At 42.8% G+C, this 19,208-nt stretch carries 16 protein-coding genes and 6 pseudogenes; 3 read left to right on the plus strand and 19 right to left on the minus strand.

Features of this window, described 5'->3' with window-relative positions; translation table 11 throughout:
• Positions 1-3: 3 nt before the first annotated feature.
• Positions 4-903 (minus strand): ubiquinol oxidase subunit II, encoded by a 900-nt coding sequence (gene cyoA / locus EWA64_RS01425; protein WP_082796708.1) that lies wholly within the window; start codon positions 901-903, stop codon positions 4-6.
• Between the two features lie 766 nt (positions 904-1,669).
• On the opposite strand from cyoA, the gene EWA64_RS01430 reads away from it, so the two are divergent.
• Complete coding sequence (locus EWA64_RS01430; protein ID WP_061895441.1) at positions 1,670-3,025, plus strand: sensor domain-containing diguanylate cyclase; 1,356 nt, start codon at positions 1,670-1,672, stop codon at positions 3,023-3,025.
• A gap of 96 nt (positions 3,026-3,121) precedes the next feature.
• Entirely contained in the window at positions 3,122-3,856 is a 735-nt protein-coding gene (locus tag EWA64_RS01435) for a substrate-binding periplasmic protein (protein WP_061895442.1), read from the plus strand.
• Positions 3,857-3,946: 90 nt separating this feature from the next.
• Here EWA64_RS01435 and EWA64_RS01440 read toward each other — a convergent pair whose 3' ends face one another.
• Positions 3,947-4,864 carry an EamA family transporter gene (locus EWA64_RS01440; protein WP_061895443.1) on the minus strand — a complete coding sequence of 306 codons (918 nt, stop codon included), beginning with the start codon at positions 4,862-4,864 and terminating at the stop codon, positions 3,947-3,949.
• Between the two features lie 273 nt (positions 4,865-5,137).
• Here EWA64_RS01440 and rnk point away from each other — a divergent pair, with 273 nt between their 5' ends.
• Positions 5,138-5,545, plus strand: a complete 408-nt coding sequence (rnk, locus tag EWA64_RS01445) for a nucleoside diphosphate kinase regulator (RefSeq protein ID WP_061895444.1) — start codon at positions 5,138-5,140, stop codon at positions 5,543-5,545.
• A 157-nt stretch (positions 5,546-5,702) separates the two neighbouring features.
• On the opposite strand, the pseudogene EWA64_RS01450 reads toward rnk, so the two are convergent.
• From EWA64_RS01450 to EWA64_RS01530, 17 genes and pseudogenes are all read right to left on the minus strand, one after another.
• Positions 5,703-5,939 (minus strand): annotated as a pseudogene (locus EWA64_RS01450) (transposase); the annotation flags it as partial.
• Positions 5,940-5,961: 22 nt separating this feature from the next.
• Positions 5,962-6,657 carry an ISAs1 family transposase gene (locus EWA64_RS01455; RefSeq protein WP_082796709.1) on the minus strand — a complete coding sequence of 232 codons (696 nt, stop codon included), beginning with the start codon at positions 6,655-6,657 and terminating at the stop codon, positions 5,962-5,964.
• A gap of 273 nt (positions 6,658-6,930) precedes the next feature.
• Positions 6,931-8,108 (minus strand): IS3 family transposase gene (locus EWA64_RS01460; protein ID WP_139045716.1). Its coding sequence is split into 2 segments (ribosomal slippage): positions 6,931-7,841 and positions 7,841-8,108, totalling 1,179 coding nucleotides; the frame shifts between segments, so codons are not numbered across the junction.
• 67 nt (positions 8,109-8,175) lie between these two features.
• Positions 8,176-8,538, minus strand: a pseudogene (locus EWA64_RS01465) (helix-turn-helix domain-containing protein); the annotation flags it as partial.
• Positions 8,539-8,653: 115 nt separating this feature from the next.
• Positions 8,654-8,899, minus strand: a pseudogene (locus EWA64_RS01470) (putative signal transducing protein); the annotation flags it as partial.
• Between the two features lie 224 nt (positions 8,900-9,123).
• Positions 9,124-9,281, minus strand: a pseudogene (locus EWA64_RS01475) (DUF645 family protein).
• 304 nt (positions 9,282-9,585) lie between these two features.
• Positions 9,586-9,957 (minus strand): hypothetical protein, encoded by a 372-nt coding sequence (locus EWA64_RS01480; protein WP_025506710.1) that lies wholly within the window; start codon positions 9,955-9,957, stop codon positions 9,586-9,588.
• Positions 9,958-10,108: 151 nt separating this feature from the next.
• A complete protein-coding gene (locus tag EWA64_RS01485) occupies positions 10,109-10,822 on the minus strand; it encodes a Fic family protein (RefSeq protein ID WP_000126165.1) in 714 nt (237 codons plus the stop codon).
• A 68-nt stretch (positions 10,823-10,890) separates the two neighbouring features.
• Positions 10,891-12,018: pseudogene (locus EWA64_RS01490) on the minus strand (ISAs1 family transposase).
• Between the two features lie 1,748 nt (positions 12,019-13,766).
• Positions 13,767-14,006: a hypothetical protein gene (locus EWA64_RS01495; protein WP_061893442.1), complete on the minus strand. Its 240-nt coding sequence runs from the start codon at positions 14,004-14,006 to the stop codon at positions 13,767-13,769.
• Between the two features lie 174 nt (positions 14,007-14,180).
• Positions 14,181-14,780, minus strand: a complete 600-nt coding sequence (locus EWA64_RS01500; RefSeq protein WP_033933267.1) for an outer membrane beta-barrel protein — start codon at positions 14,778-14,780, stop codon at positions 14,181-14,183.
• Positions 14,781-15,320: 540 nt separating this feature from the next.
• Positions 15,321-16,046 carry a hypothetical protein gene (locus EWA64_RS01505; protein WP_061893657.1) on the minus strand — a complete coding sequence of 242 codons (726 nt, stop codon included), beginning with the start codon at positions 16,044-16,046 and terminating at the stop codon, positions 15,321-15,323.
• Positions 16,047-16,187: 141 nt separating this feature from the next.
• Complete coding sequence (locus EWA64_RS01510) at positions 16,188-16,613, minus strand: GNAT family N-acetyltransferase (RefSeq protein ID WP_000405023.1); 426 nt, start codon at positions 16,611-16,613, stop codon at positions 16,188-16,190.
• Positions 16,614-16,746: 133 nt separating this feature from the next.
• Positions 16,747-17,202, minus strand: a complete 456-nt coding sequence (locus EWA64_RS01515) for a GNAT family N-acetyltransferase (protein ID WP_369435831.1) — start codon at positions 17,200-17,202, stop codon at positions 16,747-16,749.
• A 610-nt stretch (positions 17,203-17,812) separates the two neighbouring features.
• Complete coding sequence (locus EWA64_RS01520; protein WP_025506710.1) at positions 17,813-18,184, minus strand: hypothetical protein; 372 nt, start codon at positions 18,182-18,184, stop codon at positions 17,813-17,815.
• A 177-nt stretch (positions 18,185-18,361) separates the two neighbouring features.
• On the minus strand, positions 18,362-18,805 hold the full coding sequence (locus EWA64_RS01525; protein WP_061893796.1) for a hypothetical protein: 444 nt from the start codon (positions 18,803-18,805) through the stop codon (positions 18,362-18,364).
• A 33-nt stretch (positions 18,806-18,838) separates the two neighbouring features.
• Positions 18,839-19,126 (minus strand): annotated as a pseudogene (locus EWA64_RS01530) (GNAT family N-acetyltransferase); the annotation flags it as partial.
• Positions 19,127-19,208: the final 82 nt, after the last annotated feature.

Below are 19,208 nucleotides of genomic sequence, written 5' to 3' on the forward strand. Positions count from 1 at the left end.
GGGTTATCCTTCATCTTCGACCAGACAAGCCGCATCAAAGCTCGCGTTCATTGAGCCCGGATACTGAGTCACCACGTTGGCGAACAGTTCGGGGACGACAGTGGAGAAGTACTTCACTGGTGCATCAATAGTTGGCTGCGCCAACGCCTTGTATGCAGGCAGATCCGGCAATTGTTCAGGGCTCGATTTCACTTGGTTAACCCAAGCATCAAAGCTCGCCTGATCGGCCGTTGCGGTCGCGGTAAACTTCATGTGCGAGAACCCTTCACCGCTGTAGCTCGCGGCAACACCATCAAAATCGCCATCATGATTGGCAATCAAGTGCAGGCGCGTCACCATACCTGGCATCGCGTAAATCTGGCTGCCCAAACTTGGAATGAAGAAGGAGTTCATAATGTTGTCTGAGGTGAGCTTAAACTCGATAGGCACATCTTTAGGAAACACAACATGATTGGTCGTCGCGATATGCTGCTCTGGGTAGATAAACAGCCACTGCCAATCCAAGGAGACCACTTCGATGGTCATCGGTTTGACATCGCTGACCAGCGGTTTTGAGGGCTCCAAATCATGGGTAGAACGCCAAGTGATGGTGGCAAGCACCGCGATGATGATGATAGGGATCGTCCATACCACCACCTCAATTTTGGTCGAGTGAGACCATTCAGGTGCATACTCTTCTTCCGTATTCGCTGCACGGTATTTAAAGGAGAAGTAGATAGTCATTAGGATCACGGGGATAACCACAATGAGCATCAACAACAGAGCTGTAATGATCAACTCTTTTTCCTGTACACCAATAGCGCCTTTCGGATTGAGCAAAGCATAATCGCATCCGCAGAGCATGAGCGCGACAATAGCAAGCCCAGCCCTCGGCAAGATGCGTATATATCTTGAGGCTTTCATTTACTTTCTCGATGTCTTGATGACCTTTATTGGCCACACTTGTGCGTTACAAGCTAGGTGCAATAAGGTCGTTATAGTCATTAGAATTTTATTTTTGTTGAGCATATGCATCGCCGCATGCAATTGGGTCACAATCTGCAACACGAAAACAAAAACACTATTTTTCATGTGGTCAAATTGTTACACAACGCAATACTTTGTTACATTCGCGCAATTATGCTTGTATCAAAAATGAAGCTCACCCTCTGATTGCGAAAACTTACATTTCACAAATAGTATTTTAAACGCTAAAAACATTACTTTTTAGAAGGGAATATTTCATCACCGAACAGATTTGCTTGCAAACAAGAAATTCACCTGATGAATTTATTACTAGCGCGATATTGAAAATAAAAATCCCCTGTCGAAAATAAGATATTTCCCTCTTTTAGAAAAATAGGAAAACATTCTTCTTTCATTGCTAATAAAATAGAAACAACCAAAAAGAAATAAGTTGAAACCTCATCAATACTATTTAATAATTAATTTTCATGATTTTTAAATAGATTAATATTTTTATAATCAAATAGGATAAAGCCATTCGATTCGTTATCTTCTATGCATGGCTGATCTACCCAACTTTTACTATTAGTGATCATTGTCACTAACTTTAAATATCAATTGTTCTTTGAGCTAAGATACCTTGCTGAAAAATTTACGCATTTTAGCAAACTAAACTATACTCAACACATTTGAATCGTCGCGACGAGAGAAAGGACAAGCAAGCATGATAAGACTGGTTGATCGCAGCTTTGTTTCCACAAGATCTGTGTTATCCGTTATTTCTTGGCTATTTTTCATGCTCGCTGTCGCTATCATTGGCAGCCTCTATTACATCCTGATTTCTTTGGATGACATGTCTTCATCTGAGTTCAAACAACGCGTTTCGCTAGCATTAAACGTAGAAAAAAAGCATCATCAAGATATATTGAGCGAATATACTTATTGGGATGAAGCCTATTTTAAAATATTTCACGAAAACGACGAAGAATGGATAAGAATCAATACTGGTAGCTTTTTAATTAATAGCTATGATCTAGCTTTTAGCTTGGCATTTGAAAAAAGGCTCAATAAGTCACTGTTAGTCAATAATGAAAATAGTCAAGCATTAACCGTTGATGAGATTATGAACGATGATTTTAATCAACTCAGTGACACAAACTATCCAAATGAAGAAGAAAAAAAGCTCACCAGCGGCTACATCACGATCAATAACGATCTCTATCTGATCGTTGTTGGCCCCTTTATTGATGAATCCAATTACCAACCACGGCAAAATGGTTTTCTGGCCATTGGAATTAAGATGGATAACGACTACATCTTACATTTAGCCAAGAAATACAATTTGGGTCATCTTCATGTTGTGCCAACCACGTACGTTGTCGGCAAAAATGAAGAAAGCATGACGCTGCTTTCACCAACGGGCACGCCAGTGGCGAAGATCCTTTGGGCACCGAATTTGCCCAGCACCACCGTACTGCCAAATATTACACTGGTCATTATTCTCTTTTCACTGGTGGCAGTTGTTGTGACCCGTTTCATCCTCTTGGCAGAAGAAAAAAACCGCAGCGCCTATGAGAATAAAATTTATCTCGAAGCCACACGAGATAGCCTGACCAATGTGAGTAATCGCCGTCATTTTATGGAGCAAGCTGGCAAAGAGTTTGCCTCCGCTCGTAAGAACAATGAACGCTTTTTCGTCCTAGTTTTAGACCTCGACCATTTTAAGGCCATCAACGACACCTTTGGCCACAAAATTGGCGACAAAGCGCTGATTCATTTTGTTCGCTTGTGCGATCAATACTTATCCGAAAGAGACATTTTTTGCCGCATCGGCGGCGAAGAGTTTGCTCTCGTACTCTCTCGTTATAATCGCAGCCACGCTATGTATAAAGCTTATGCCATCCGCAAAGCAGTGATGGAAAATCCTCTATTGGAAAAACATCACACGATTCAAATGACCGTCAGTATTGGCGTGGCTGAATGCTCCTCGCAAACAACACTCGACGAACTGTTGGAAGCAGCAGATAAAGCCATGTATCAGGCCAAACACGCTGGTAGAAACCAAGTAATCCAACTTTAACAATAAGCTTTTAAGAAATCGAAAAGTGACCAGCAAGCGTTTGATTCTTGTGTCGCTTTAACTATGCTCAAAGAAACCCTGACAGAGGAAAATCGCATGACACTATTAAAACAGGCATTGATTTCACTGGCCCTTATTTTTTCTCCATTGCTCAAAGCCGATGTACTTACTCTCACCTCACTTGAGTGGCCGCCCTACTCCTCACCACAGCTAAAACAGAAAGGTGCTTCGATTGCGGTCGTTAGCGCTGCGCTTAAAGAGATGGGGCATGAACTGAAAGTCGAGTTCTATCCGTGGGAACGAGCGGTTCATTTGGCTAAAAACGACGCTCGCTACGCAGGCTACTTTCCTGAATATCTTTTTGAATCCAGCGACTTGCTTTTTTCTGATTCCATCGGCCTTGGCCCTCTAGGCTTTGCTGAAAATAAAGCGAAGCCAGTACAATGGTCTGCTTTGGCCGACCTCAAGTCGTATACCATCGGCGTGGTACGCGGTTATGTGAACACCGATGAACTCGATCAAATGATCGCCAACGGCACGTTGAAATCCGAAGCAGTAAACAGTGATAGCCAAAACCTAACTAAGTTAGGGCACAAGCGTATTCCACTGGCCGTCATCGACAGTAACGTTTTCCAATATTTGCTCGACAACACGCCTGCTTTACAACCTTTCAAAGCCGATTTGCAGATGAACCCGAAACTGCTTGTCGAGAAATCTCTCCACGTTGCGTTTACTAATAACCAAGATGGCCAACGTTGGCAGGAGATTCTAAATCAAGGGCTAAAACGCATCGACGTCGACAAAATCATGGCGGATTATTTGGCTAACTAATCCGAATAAAGACAAAAAAATCAGCTCTTCAAATTTTCGCTTGAAGAGCTGAGAGCAAAACTGGATCGGAAAACAACTTTTCTCTTTTGGCTATTTCTCCGCCGTCGCCGCTTTTTGCGTGGCTCTGGCGCAGAACCATTGTTGCCCGAACACATTAATCACCAGACCAAGCGCAATCACCACAACACCGAGTATTTGGAACACGCTGAGGTTTTCATCCAATAATACCCACGCACTAAGCAAACCAAATACCGGAACCAAGAGTGAAAGCGGAGCAACCATGGCGGTTGGATAGCGACTTAACAAGTTGCTCCAGCCACCATAACCAACGATGGTTGCGAGCAACGAAAGGTAAACAATCGACAGCACATTGTGCCACTCAATATGCACCAATGAATCGACAATCTGCGACGGCCCTTCCACCACAAAAGAAGCGATAAAAAATGCAACGGTTGGCACCAAAGCACTCCAAACGATCAGAGACATTGTCGGTACCACGTAACGTTGCATGATCACCTTGTTGGTAATGTTACCCAGCGCCCAGCACGTCGCGGCCCCCAAAATCAGCACCAAGGTAAACTGCGTGACAGAAGCACTGCCTTGCTCTTGAGCCGCCGCCAGTAAATAAATACCAATACCAGCAATGCTCACCGCAATAACATTGTGTAGGCGAACGCGCTCTTTAAGCAGCAATACACCAAAAAGCAAGGTGATAAAAGCTTGTGCTTGTAATAGCAGCGATGCTAACCCCGCCGCAAGTCCCACATTCAACGCCCAAAAAAGCAGCGCAAATTGCCCAAAGCTGATGGTCAGCCCATAAGCGCACAGCCATTTTAGCGGCAGCTTAGGGCGTGGAATAAACAAGATCGCCGGGAAAACCACCAAAGCGAATCGTAAACCTGCCAAGAGTAGCGGCGGCATGCCTTGCAACCCCACTTTGATCACCACAAAATTCACGCCCCACACCATCACAATAGTTAAGGCCAATAATCGGTCACGAAAAGACATGTTTATCCTTATGTAAAATGCGGTGTCTGAAAGTAGAACGCGAATCTCACCAGTCGGTAAAAAACCTTGCGCTCAAGCAACTAATAGGACAGATTGCCCTATTTACAATTGGATAACAAGTCATCAAGCCGTTGTACAGAGATAGAAAACAAAACACATATCGATTACAATGGTACGGCTTGTTTGTGTTACTCACATGAAGTGACAAAATTACCTGTATTTCCTATGCCGCCCTAATTTTATTGGGGCGGCATTTCATTTAGGAGCAAATCAATGACAAACAAACCTTCGATCATCGTATCCACACTCGATATGGACCGTATTAGCACATTACTGGAAAAGGCAACCCAATGGTCTGCAGAGCTAGAGAAATTGGAAGATGAGCTCGACCGAGCAACCGTAATGACTTCCAGTGACATGCCAAGCAACGTGGTTACCATGAATTCCACAGTCTGCTTTAAATTTGTTGGCAGCGATAACAGTATGGAAAAAACGCTAGTTTACCCTGATCAAGTTCGCAGTAGTGAAGACATCTCGATCTTTGCCCCTGTAGGAAGTGCCCTGCTTGGATTGTCTGTCGGCCAACAGCTAACCTGGCCAATGCCGAGTGGACAAGAAAAAACCATCGAAATCATCGATGTTGTTTATCAGCCTGAACGTGCCGGTGATTTTCACCTCTAAACGTTAGGCTGTCTGGTGCAAAGAACAGCCGCTTTGCACCAGGAGAGCATATCGCTCATCTTTCCGTCTCCACATAAAGACCGTCATTAACAAATACCAAACGAATTACCCAAATGGCCTTAGCACTTTCCGCACGGAAACCGCATGAACATCAGCGTCACGTAAGGCTTTCAAGAACCTTACTTAGGTACTTTTCGTCCATTGCGCAGTTCATCCGTTTACGTTTGATACCACCTTTAAACGTGGTTTTGCTCTTTAATAGGTTCAAACATATCTGCCTGATCCTTGCAAAAGCCTCTGCTCGATCGTCCGCTCTAATACGCGAATTGTCCTCACAAAATGCAGTATCAAGTGACCAATGCATGACCTCTACACCCCAGTGAGAACGCACGGCTTGCGCATGAGTTAAATAATTGTTAAGTCCCAAATAACACGTGCTCTCGAAACTCTGTATTTAACGCACATTTCAATTGCCGCCTTTTCAAAGTGCCTTTCATTTCTACTAACTTTATCAAGTTCATGCACATTTGACGTATGCGCAAAAGATTCTCTGCCGCATGCTGATAAGTAATGCGGCTATCATCTTCTCTCATCACACAATCCAGCCACCAATGCATACTCTCTACACCCCAATGACCACGACACAGTTCGCCAAAACTGACTGGCGTCAGTTCCTTCGATGAGATGAAATACCGTATGCCAATACTTCCTGATGATTCATCATTCAATTGCTGGTAAGTCACTGCTATACATAATGTTGTTAAACCTTTCCAATCAACAGCAAAATCACCAAATTCTTGGGTAAATGGGACCGTGATGTATGTCCTTATCACTTTACGACCACGTTTACCTACCTCTTCTTGCTCTACTGCCTGAGACGAATATTCTGCCAGTTTCTCAAAAGAAAAATGAGATTGAAAAAGAGCATGTAAACGGGGCTGATTATCCTTAACGGACATTAAGTAGTCGCCACCTCTAAGAACAATATCTTCCGCTATGGCTCTTTGACATCCCATGGCATCTAGGCTGATAACTCGGTCTTCGACTTGGATTAATTTCAATATCTGGGGAATTAGCGTGAGGTGAGTAGGCCACCGGAACCTCCCCAGCAGCCTCTCGCAGAACCGTACGTGAACCTCTCAGCTCATACGGCTCCCATCAAGTAATACTTCTTGCTGAACCAAATGTCCAGTGAGGAAACAATCTAGGACATTGAGCCGATAGCTTATCAAAGAACGCTACGGTTCGACTTTTGTGACATTTTAGCGATTTGAATTTCCTTCTCGCCCAACGTACTAAAGTCTTGTTGAAATGTCTGAATACCGAGTCTAATTCGCTTCGCCTGAACTTTCCGTAATAGTTTATCTGTATTAGTTCTGTAGTGGTCAACTAAAATTGGCCACGGTTTTAGAATTTTCCCAATACAGTCGTTCAGACTCATTGGGTGTTAGACCACCATTATATTGATGTGGCCTGAGTTGGCTGTAGTAGCCCGTGATGTATCGAGTTGTATGTTCTCTCGCTTCGCTAAAACTCCGATAACCCGACACTGGTATCCATTCTGTCTTTAAGCTTCTGAAGAACCGTTCCATCGGACTGTTGTCCCAGCAATTACCTCGCCTCGATAAGCTTTGCTTGATTTGATAACGCCACAACAGTTGCCGATAAGAACGACGGGTGTAATGACTTCCTTGGTCGCTGTGGAACATCACGCCTTTGGGCTTACCTCGTGATTCAAACGCCATAGAGAGTGCCTTTCCTGTCAACTTGCTATCAGGCGAGACTGACATCGCCCAACCAATTGGCTTTCTCGCGAACAGGTCGATGACAACAGCAAGATACATCCAGCGCAGTCCCGTCCAGACATACGTCACATCACCGACCCAGACTTGGTTGGGGGCGGTAACGGCAAATTGTCGAGACAGATGGTCGGGGATCTCTACGTGCTCTTGTGATGCCTTTCGATATCGGTGCTTCGGTGTTTGACAGCTTACCAGCCCTAATAATTTCATTATCTTAGAAGCTCGATAACGTGTCAGTTTTATACCTTGAGCTGTCACCATGTCGGCAATGCTTCTCGCACCAGCAGAGCCGTTGCTTGCCATATGAATTTCTTTAATAAGACTTTTTAGCTTCACCAACTCTGGAGAAACACGCTTCGGGCGACAACGCCAGTATTTGTAACTGCTGCGGTGGACACTGAACACATGACACAGGGTTGTTACGTTAAAGCTCTGCCTGAGTTTCTCGATTATCGAGAGTTGTTCAGTGAGTCCGACATCAAGAGAGCTGTAGCCTTTTTTAATATTTCATTGTGCTCTTCAAGGCGTGCAAGTTTCTTCTTCAGCTCTCGTATCTCAATTTGCTCTGGTGTCATTGGTGAGGCTTGAGGTGCTACTCCCATTCTTTCTTGCTTGAGCTGTCTTACCCACTTATCCATTGTCGATTTACCCACACCCATGGCTTTTGCGGCTTCAACAACGGTGTAGTTTTGGTCGAGAACAAGTTGCGCTGCTTCGAGTTTGAATTCCGCACTGAAAGTGCGTCTGGTACGCTTGGTCATAGTTTCACCTGTAATCCTATGAGGTGTATCTTAACACCTCTAATCAGGTGGCCAAATTCACTATGCCACTACAATTCACTTCTATTGCCATTAGCTCGGTACTCCAACGTGAACGCTGATATCCCAGACTTTGAGGATTCAGTGCGAGTAAAGCGGTCAATACAGCGGCAATTTGAAGAAATGGAAGCGTCGCGGCTCTGCCTCGAGTTGAGCTTTCCAAGCCATCGATGCCGCATTCCGTGTACCAGTGAATCCAGCGTCCTATAGAAGAGCGGGCTGCAACCAGAATCTTCGAGACTGTGGTAACAGAATGCCCTTGAGAAAGCAGCAATATGGCATTCAAGCGTCGGCAATGGTCTTTATCCTTAGTTTTATGCATCTTTTTAGTGATACGACGTCGTTCAGCGCGGTCAGGTAATGTTAGAATCATGGGAACTCGGTAACGGTTGCGGGTTTGTATGTTTGGCGACTGATCAGATCGCTCAAACGGTACCGAGTTCCCTTCTTTTTTACACACCGGTGATCTACATTTAGGAACAGCTATTTAGCTGAAAATACTCTAAATCCCAGCCATATTCCGAGTAGTGAGTAAGCGGTTTAGAAATATACGGGGCAACGTGAGCAAGTATTTTATTTGCATCTGAGTTATGGATATAGAGATCAATATCTGCAATTTCACGACTACCACCATGAATTGTAGCCGCTAAACCACCGACAATTTGGTATTCGATACTCTCCGATTCCAAAAGACTTTTCAGCCAGTCCAAGGCTACTTTTACTTTCTCGCTCATATACTTCCTTAGCTGATTTTTGCCCTGCGCCATAACGCCCGCCTAAGGGGCTGGCAACGCATGCCACCAAACTCAATCACAACAACCATAACCACCGCGGCTCAATGGGACTGGAAACGCCACGCGTTGACAGTCCCTCTTGAGGCGTTTGTTAGCTTCGTAGCCCATTGTTTGCTAATGACTTTTTAAACAAATTTGCTTGAAATATATTGTACGCAAATGCATCACACATACAACGCCAAAAGCTGTGAAGTTGGCTGCCAAAACTTATAACGATCTAGGCTAAGTTGGCCACGGTTAAGAGTCCGCGACAAAGGAAACTCACTTTCAGCGATGATGCAGCCTTTGTGAAACCAAACTTTCCGTGTGGAGCATCCAACAACATTGAAGCATCGAGGTTTGATGGCTTTCAGCAACTTTCAAGCTGCTGAACATTCAGCACTTTCTACCAAGTCAGCATCTGAAAGACTCGAAAGCCAAGTTGTACAATTTGAACGCTAAAAGCTGATTTTTCAGAACGATTGAGTTTGGATTTTGATGATTCCAGCCTTTGAGAAGCTAACGCCCTGTTAAGGGGTGAGCAACGCAATACCGAAGCCACCGCATAACGCCTTAAACACATAAGCAAACGCATAGTAAAAATGCCATGCGTTGCGAATCCCTCTTGAACAGTTTGTTAGGTGTTTTTATGCCGTTGATTCTCTGACATAAACATCTGAGCGCTCATTAACTTTACCTAAACGGACTAACCTAGAAGCAATAGAGCCTTTTGTCCTTTTATGAGATTTTGATAGTTCATCAATACTTAAACCTGAGTCAAACCCTTTAGACAGCATTTCATCTTCGTCTGACTTCCATGGTTTACCAGCATTCTCGGGTAAATCGGATTTGCGCTTCTCAGCAGCAATTGATGCTTCGAGATTTTGCTTTGCCACACACAAAGCTCGAATTATTTGTGGTTGGTTGAAACAACTTTCATCCGATAAATCTTCACCAGTTTCAGGGTTAACTCCGTCTGATAACGCTGAGATAATTTCTAACGCTTTAATCATTTCCATAATTTTTCCTCTAGCACTAACGCCCTGTAACACCTAACGCCCGCTTAAGGGGCAGCCAACGCTACAACCAACTTTCGGCATAACTTCGTAATCACAAAAACCAACGCATGGTAAAAATGCCGCGCGTTGGCTGTCCCTCTTGAAGCGTTTGTTAGCCGATTTTCAGATCTAGCTTGAAATTACGAATAATTTTTTCATCCAAACAGCTACGTAAAAACTTATTCATTGCTGTCATGTCATTAGAAGAATAGAAGTCGAGCATGAGCGTATTAAACTCTTGCTGACGCTTGGCTTGCACATTAATGATAGGGAAACCGTTAGCTAACAAAATACCGTTCATCATGAACCGGCCTGTACGTTTGTTAACATCCCAAAAAAATTGAGCGCGTGCCATTTGTAAAAATGCAGTAATTGCTTGATCGTAAACATCAGATTCGCTATTCACCTGACTCTCAACTTCAAGCCATTTTTCGTCCAACGCATCTGGAGCAGGAGGCTCATACTCTGAACCCGTAATAGAAACGTAACCAGAGCGAAATTTGCCCCACTCTAACGCTTCTTCTTTGCCAGCGATATTGTGGATTTTTAAGGCGGTTTCTTTATTAAATTGAAACTCACCTTGATCAACTAAGCCAAAAATGAGTTCCCATGCTCGAGCTTGGTTCATTGCCATATTTTGATCACTAATACGATGGCCGCCTACGGTGATCCCATCAAGAATGGTTTGCACCTCAGGTAAAGTCATTGCAACACCCTCGAGGTTAACAGCGTCATAAACCAAAGCTGGTACATCTCTTTTGGCAAGTTGTTTAGCCAACGGTATATTTGGCTTCATATTCCACATGTTATCTGTCAATGCTGTCATGGTGTTCTTCTTCAATGTAAGTAAAACTTGGCTAAGTATACACCACGGAAACCGCATGAACATCACCGTCACGTAAGGCTTTCAAGAACCTTACTTAGGTACTTTTCGTCCATTGCGCAGTTCATCCGTTTACGTTTGATACCACCTTTAAACGTGGTTTCGCTCTTTAATAGGTTCAAACATATCTGCCTGATCCTTGCAAAAGCCTCTGCTCGATCGTCCGCTCTAATACGCGAATTGTCCTCACAAAATGCGCTATCAAGTGACCAATGCATGACCTCTACACCCCAGTGAGAACGAGTCGCTTCAAGTAACGTTTGAGCTTCCAATTCTTTAGAGCATATGTAGTAACGAATACTCACATCTTGCTCTGTTGCTACTGCCGATTCTTGTCGAATTGAAGCCACGATGCCCATTGATTTTAGCCCAGGCCATTCATGTTCAATATCACCCAAAACCGACAAATCGCGATTCACTAAAGCCACTCTCGTTTCTATTCTTCCGTGACTTTTTTCTTGAGTACTATAAGAACTACCGTCGAAGTCTTGAAGCATGTCCATTCAAAAATAATCATCAAAGGCTTGCTCAAGCATTCCCTGATTACCTTTGACCGCCAATAAATAATCCGCTTCTTTATCAAGGATTTTCTGCACTATTTTCTTTTGGCAGCCCATTGCATCAATCGTAATCAAGCAGCCTTTGACATCTAGCAAGTCAAGTAGCTTGGGGATCGCGGTAATCTCGTTACTCTTAGAATCAACCTTCTGTTGCCCAATGCTCATTCCATTTGCTGTAGCAAAAGCGTTCACCATATGGATCGTTCCTTTGCCTTTCGAGCGGTCATAAGAGCCGCGTAATGTTTTACCGTCGATGGCAATAACTTCACCATCCGTCAGTGTATGGCAGTCCTTCATCCAGGCAATGAAGCTTCTTTGCAAAGCTACAGGATTAATCATACCCATCACACGAGACAGCGTATCCGCAGAAGGAATTCCAGCTTCAAAGTGACCATATCTTTTAAGGAAATCTAAGCGAGCATGACCAAAATCGATAATGCCATCCCAGCTATCGTGACCCGACAAAACACCACAAATTGTCAGCAAAATAATGTCTGATAATTTATGTTCTACTTTGCTTTCTTGTCGATAGTCTTTAATGATTTGGAAATGCATAAATGGGTTGATTAACTCGCTCATATTTAGGCTCCTATATTGTCTAGGAGCTATTACAAAACAACAGAAATGATCTTCAAGGTGATCTTAAATTTCATTGGGTTACATATAAAAACTGAGATTAATGAGGCATTGGTAACTCATTCTAAGCATCACCGCAGCCCTTATATATCAACGACCTTCATGCGGTTTCCCTGAGGGAACAAAGAAAAACCATAATCCACTGATTGTTGGTGATTAAACATAACGCCCGATTAAGGGGCTGGCAACGTAACAACAAGAGCCCAAGCTTACCGAAAATGCCACACGTTGACAGTCCCTCTTGAACCGTTTGTTATGTTAATTTTCAACGTTGCTTTCTGAGACAACATCAAAACAGACTCAAACTCTATCGCATAACCACTTGATAATAAATCAAATGCTCACTTCAAGACCAATAGAGTTTCTGATTTTTAACGACTAACGACCAAGAATTTTGATTCAGACTTTCCGTTCAAATCAGGTCATTGCAAACCAGTTTGTGACAACGATTGGGGCAACATCGACGATTCTGAAACGACTTGGCTGACGCAGCAGATTGAAGCGTTTGGTTGAAACTAAATCGTTCTCAGAATTGAAGCCTGCGAACACGGCCAATCAGCTTCAGTTTATACAACTTTTCAGGATTAACCTTTTGACTAATTTATAGATTTTTCAGCATTAACATAACGCCCTGCTAAGGGGTGAGCAATGCACTGCAAAAGCTACCGCACGACAACTTAATCACAAAACTCACCGCATACCAAAAATGCCACGCATTGCGAATCCCGCTTAAGCAGTTTGTTAGCTTAAATTTCAGCACTTTAGATTTACCAAACCCGAGGTTAACCTGATTTGGGAAACCGACAAACCGCATGAGTTTTAAAACCCGAATTGATTCAAACTTTGTGGCCATTTGTTTACTTTGAAACCTGTAAATTTTGATAAATCAATTTCGGAAAACTCAAAGCGAAAGCAAAACTTCCAAAGCGACTTTGCGCAAAACTGACTAACCTCACGCAATCCCAAAACTCAATTGAGGCAACAGCTCAAAACTCGCATTGACAAACAATGCCGATTTGCCGAAAAACCTGAACAAATTGCCAAGGGAAGAAAAAACAGGCTGCAAACAATTGATTTTTATTGTTTTAAGCTAACGCCCTGTTAAGTAGTGAGGCATGCACTACAAAAGCTTCTGCAACACTACGTAATCACTAAAACCGCTGTAAACCAAAAATGCCACGCATGCTGAATCTGCTTGAACAGTTTGTTAGCTTAAATTTCAGCACCTTAGATTTACCAAGCCTGAGATTACACCGATTTGGAAAACCAACAAACCACCTGAACTTTAAAACCCGAAATGAATCAAACTTTGTGACCGTTCATTTACTCTGAAAATCAGTAAATTTTGAAAGCTCGTTTTCGCAAAACTCAAAGCGAAAGAGACACTTCCAAAGCGACTTTGCGGCAAAATGGCTCACCTCGCGCAATCCCAAAACTCAATTGAGGCAACGGCTCAAAACTCGTGTTGGCAAACAATGCTGATTTGCCGAGAAACCAGAACGAATGGCCAAAGGAAGAAGGGAAAAACCACAACCAATTGATTTTACTTGTTTTAAGCTAACGCCGCATTAAGGTGTGAGCAACGCAACCACGAAACTCAACCAGACCACCGTAAACACTAAACCCAACGATGGAATGAAAAATGCCATGCGTTGGGAATCACTCTTAAATGCTTTGTTATGTGCCTGAATTTACGTTGAAAATATAGATTTTTCCATTCGTTCACGTACATCCAAAACATAAGCGGCATTACAGTCTTTGCCTTTACAGTTTGCTGGGTGATCTTCATCTGAACCCCTTTGATTATCTAAGCAAACGGCCAAGACGGGGTGCCCACATGCAAAACAACTAAAAGCTACGTTGTTTCCATGTGTATCGGCATCTAGTGCATCACCATTCTCATCAAACACATCAAAGCCTGTAATTCTCATAATATTCCTATTCGTTACTCCTGACTGGGCACATAACGCCCGCCTAAGGGGCTGACAACGCATACCGCCAAACTCAAACACAACAACCGAAACCACCGCGGCTCAATGGGACTGGAAACGCTACGCGTTGACAGTCCCTCTTGAGGCGTTTGTTATGCCACCGCCACTCCGTACTTAGAAGTAATATCTACCACCAAGATAACCACTGCCAAAACTGATAGTTACGCTGTCAACTTCGACCTGAGCTGAGCGATAGCCAATCATTATGTCCATCGACCTGTTCACTTTAAAACCAAGCTCTATGCCCAATTGATAACCTAACTCGGTTTCAGACTCTGCAATATTGTTTATGGGGGATTTGGCATCGACTTTCACTAAACCAACACCACCAAATGGAGCAAGATAAACATCACCAAATTCATAGTTCACAAATAGCTTCGGTTTAACGTTAACAAACACCCCACTACCCGAAACATCTAGAATATTTGAATAATTCACTTTACCAAGCTGACGATATTCAGCCTCTACGTCAATACTAACCTGTTTGTGAGTCGTAAATTCATATCCAGCAGAAAGCCCAAAACCAGACTTACCAAAATCACTATTTTCTTCAAGTGATATGCCACCACTTTCCAACATAATAGTGTTCGCAAATGAAAGCCCCAGACCAATATAAAACTCTCGTTCTGGCTCGTTGATACTCGGTTCCGCACTCGCGTACACATTTTGCGTAAAAACCATACAACTCAAAAACGCCAAATTTGATAATTTCATTTATTTCCTTATAGAAAAGTTAATTGAAGGTGGCATAACGCCCTGCTAAGGGGTGAGCAATGCACTGCAAAAGCTAACGCACACCGCCTTAATCACAAAACTCACAGCATGCTGAAAATGCCACGCATTGCGAATCCCGCTTAAGCAGTTTGTTAGCTTAAATTTCAACACCTTAAATTTACCAAACCTGAGATTAACCTGATTTGGGAAACCGACAAACTGCCTGAATTTTGAAACCCGTATTGGTTCAAACTTTGTAGCCTTCATGCGATTTGAAAACCCGAAATTTTTGATAAAACACTTTCAGAAAACTCAAAGCGAAAGCAAAACTACCAAAGCGACTTTGCGCCAAACTGGCTAACCTCGTGCAGCCCCAAAACCCAATTGAGGCAACAACTCAAAATTCACGTTGGCAAACAATGCTGATTTGCCGAAATAACCTGAACGAACTGCCAAGGGAAGAAAAAACCGGCTGCAAACAATTGATTTTATTGTTTTAAGCTAACGCCCTGCTAAGGGGTGAGCAATGCACGACAAGAGCTACTGCACACCACCTTCATCACGAAACTCACCGCATACTGAAAATGCCACGCATTGCGAATCCCTCTTAAGCAGTTTGTTAGGTTTTTGGGACTCAAAGTACTTAAGCAGTTTTTCTACACTGAATTTAAGCAATAGCCGGTCTATATCAGCAAATTCCCCTTGATGTATGACCATTTCATTTAACTTATAGCCAGAATCTAACTGGACAAGGTACTTTTGGAAATCGATTTGCTTCTTGGTGTCGCTGAAAATTTTCGCTAGCTCGGGTTCATTTATAGTAATTGAGTCTATCTGCCACTTAAAACCTGTTCGTTTGACCACAAATAGATCTGTTACATAGTCGAGGTCATTTGATAACTTTAAAAAACTACTTTTCTCAGTCTGTGATAGGTTTAAGCTAACCTTTATCCCTTGATTATTGGTAAAAGGAAACCAGTAATTTTCTTTTTTAAGATTGATGGAAAAGTTGCCACCGTCACGTAAATCAAATCTTTTCAGCAAGCTAACAGTGAAAACAAACATGTCTTGATCACACTGTGAATCGAAGTTTGGGGCGTTACCAACAACAACCTTAATGCATTCACTTGAGAAATCTTCGTTCTTAAGCTTGATAAATAATTCACCTATAATCTCGTCTGCACGACTGTTTTCACCTGCAACACTCACTAAAAAAAAGAATGACACAACCAATGCTAAAGAAATAACTCCAAATACCTTGTTCATTAACAATCCTTTGAACTAAACCTAACGCCCGCCTAAGGGGCTGGCAACGCATACCACTAAAACCAAACACAACAACTGCAACCACCGCGGCTCAATGGGACTGGAAACGCCACGCGTTGACAGTCCCTCTTGAGGCGTTTGTTAGGTTTGTGCTCCGAAGTTCATGTAGTAATAACCACCCAATTCATCATCCACTTGCGACACAATTTCAAAACCTTGCGACAAATAAAAGTTGAGTGCTTTTTGATTTTGAACCATGCACTTAAGGCTTAAGTTGCCATATTTCATTTTTGCGTCGTTAAGCAGCATCGAGCCTACACCTTGCCCCTGATATTCGGTTGCAACATAGAGATGATGGACAAAATTGTCAGGCTCCCAAATAGAAATGAATCCAACAACATTCCCCAAAACCTCAGACAACCAAATTCGTTCACCTTGACTATCACGATCGAAGTCTTCTAGCCGAAAGCTCTCCGTCTTGAGCCATGGGAAACTATCTCGTCTAGAGTCCAAGTAGAGCTTTCTCAAAGATTCGAGATGACTGGCACTAAACTCATTGATTTCCATGAACAACCTTAAACCTAACGCCGCGTTAAGGGGCGCAGGCACGCAATACAAAAGTGACCGCATAACACCTTAACCACTAAACACAACGCAAATTGAAAATGCCACGCGTGCCAAGTCCCTCTTAAACGCTTTGTTATGCCGTTACTTTTTGCTTTAACTGAACTTCTACCGCTTTTGAACCGTCGGAAAGTATGAAAAAGTCTGAATCAAAACGTTGAACCACATTAAAGCCTAGTGCCTTAAAAACTGCGACATTACCTGTTTGCTCAACACACCAAACCGAGACTGAGTTAATAGACTTAAACTGTGTAACAACGAAATCTACGAGCTTTCTAGCTACACCTTTTTGGCGAAAACTTGGTGCGACTGCTAACGAGCTAAGCTGTAATTCTGAGCCAACCTGTTTAGCTTCAACTACTCCAACTAAAATCTCATCAACATGGAAACCAAAGCAACTCCACTCACTTTTAGCACTGTTTTTATTGCTAACTGCGAGCTCAGTTGGCCTGTAAACTTGACGAAGTTCATCGAAGAAACGCTCTGACAGTTCAACCACCGATTTTTCATTAGCATCAAGCTGCCTTATCATCAATTTCACCTTAGGCATAACGCCCTGCTAAGGGGTGAGCAATGCACTGCAAAAGCTACCGCACACCGCCTTAATCACAAAACTCACCGCATGCTGAAAATGCCACGCATTGCGAATCCCGCTTAAGCAGTTTGTTAGCTTAAATTTCAGCACCTTAGATTTGCTAAGCCCGAGATTAACCTGATTTGGAAAACCGACAAACTACCTGAGCTTTAAAACCCGCATTGACTCAAACTTTGTGACTGTCCATTGACTTTGAAACCTGTAAAGTTTGAGAATTCATTTTCTGAGAACTCAAAGCGAAAGCAAAATTTCCAAAGCGACGTTGCGCCAAACTTACTGACCTCGCGCATTCCCAAAAACCAATTGAGGCAACTGCTCAAAACTCGCATTGATAAACAATGCTGATTTGCCGAAAAACCTGAACGAATGGCCAAAGGAAGAAAAAAAGACCACAACCCATTGATTTTTATTGTTTTAAGCTAACGCCCTGTTAAGTAGTGAGGCATGCACTACTTAAGCTTCCGCAACACTACGTAATCACTAAAACTAACGCAAACCAAAAATGCCACGCGTTGCGAATCCCTCTTGAACAGTTTGTTAGGTGTTTTTATGCCGTTGATTCTCTGACATAAACATCTGAGCGCTCATTAACTTTACCTAAACGGACTAACCTAGAAGCAATAGAGCCTTTTGTCCTTTTATGAGATTTTGATAGTTCATCAATACTTAAACCTGAGTCAAACCCTTTAGACAGCATTTCATCTTCGTCTGACTTCCATGGTTTACCAGCATTCTCGGGTAAATCGGATTTGCGCTTCTCAGCAGCAATTGATGCTTCGAGATTTTGCTTTGCCACACACAAAGCTCGAATTATTTGTGGTTGGTTGAAACAACTTTCATCCGATAAATCTTCACCAGTTTCAGGGTTAACTCCGTCTGATAACGCTGAGATAATTTCTAACGCTTTAATCATTTCCATAATTTTTCCTCTAGCACTAACGCCCTGTAACACCTAACGCCCTGTAACACCTAACGCCCTGCTAAGGGGTGAGCAATGCACTACAAAAGCTACTGTACACCACCTTAATCACGAAACTCACCGCATACTGAAAATGCCACGCATTGCGAATCCCGCTTAAGCAGTTTGTTAGGCTTATTATTTGCCGTTTATCTGCTTCGCAAAATTAGCGTGGAACCTGATTAGCTCGACACCATCTATTGCTTTTATACATGCATTATTTCCCTCTGCAGTGCAGAAAGGTGGATACGCAAATAATAGTTGACCAACCTTTAAATCCAAGTCATTTGGAATGCTCAACCTTTCAATTGGGTCCTCGTCAACCCAAGCCAAAAACTGTTCCCAAGTACAACTAAATTCATCAATATCACCAGTTTCGGCATTCAATTTAACTACCAAATTATCTCGAATAAAAAACTGGTCACCAAAGCAATCCTGAGCAATAGGAAAATCACTTGCTTTAACTTCTCGATATAAGTTGTGGAAAGCCAACTCACCATCTAAAAAAGTATTAACATTTAACAATCGCTCTTGTGCATCATTAGAGCGGATTTGTAGACCGCCTGAATATAATATTTTCATAGTTTCTCGCTCTATAAGCCTAACGCCGCGTTAAGAACCTCGAATTTCAGGCAACAAGTAAATCAAATGAACATAACCGGTATCTGGCTCGGGCGAAAAAGAACGAAACTCTAACTGCCCTGCCAGTTGTCCATCCAACCAAATATGGATGTAAAACCAACCTGCTTCAGATTGCCTTTCTTGGATTCGTTCTCGATAACCAGCTATGAAATCATCAAAACCCGAGTAGGTTTCGAAGCTGCAATAGTAAGCGTCCTTTCGAGCGGCTACGCAAAAATCATAATCTTGCGCCAAATTGATCACTTTAAACTCTACTTTCATCCCTAATCCTAAAGTGAATAGCGCCTAACGCCCGCCTAAGGGGCTGGCAACGCATAACACTAGACTTAAACACAACAACCGT

Source organism: Vibrio cidicii (genome assembly GCF_009665415.1).
Lineage (GTDB): Bacteria > Pseudomonadota > Gammaproteobacteria > Enterobacterales > Vibrionaceae > Vibrio > Vibrio cidicii.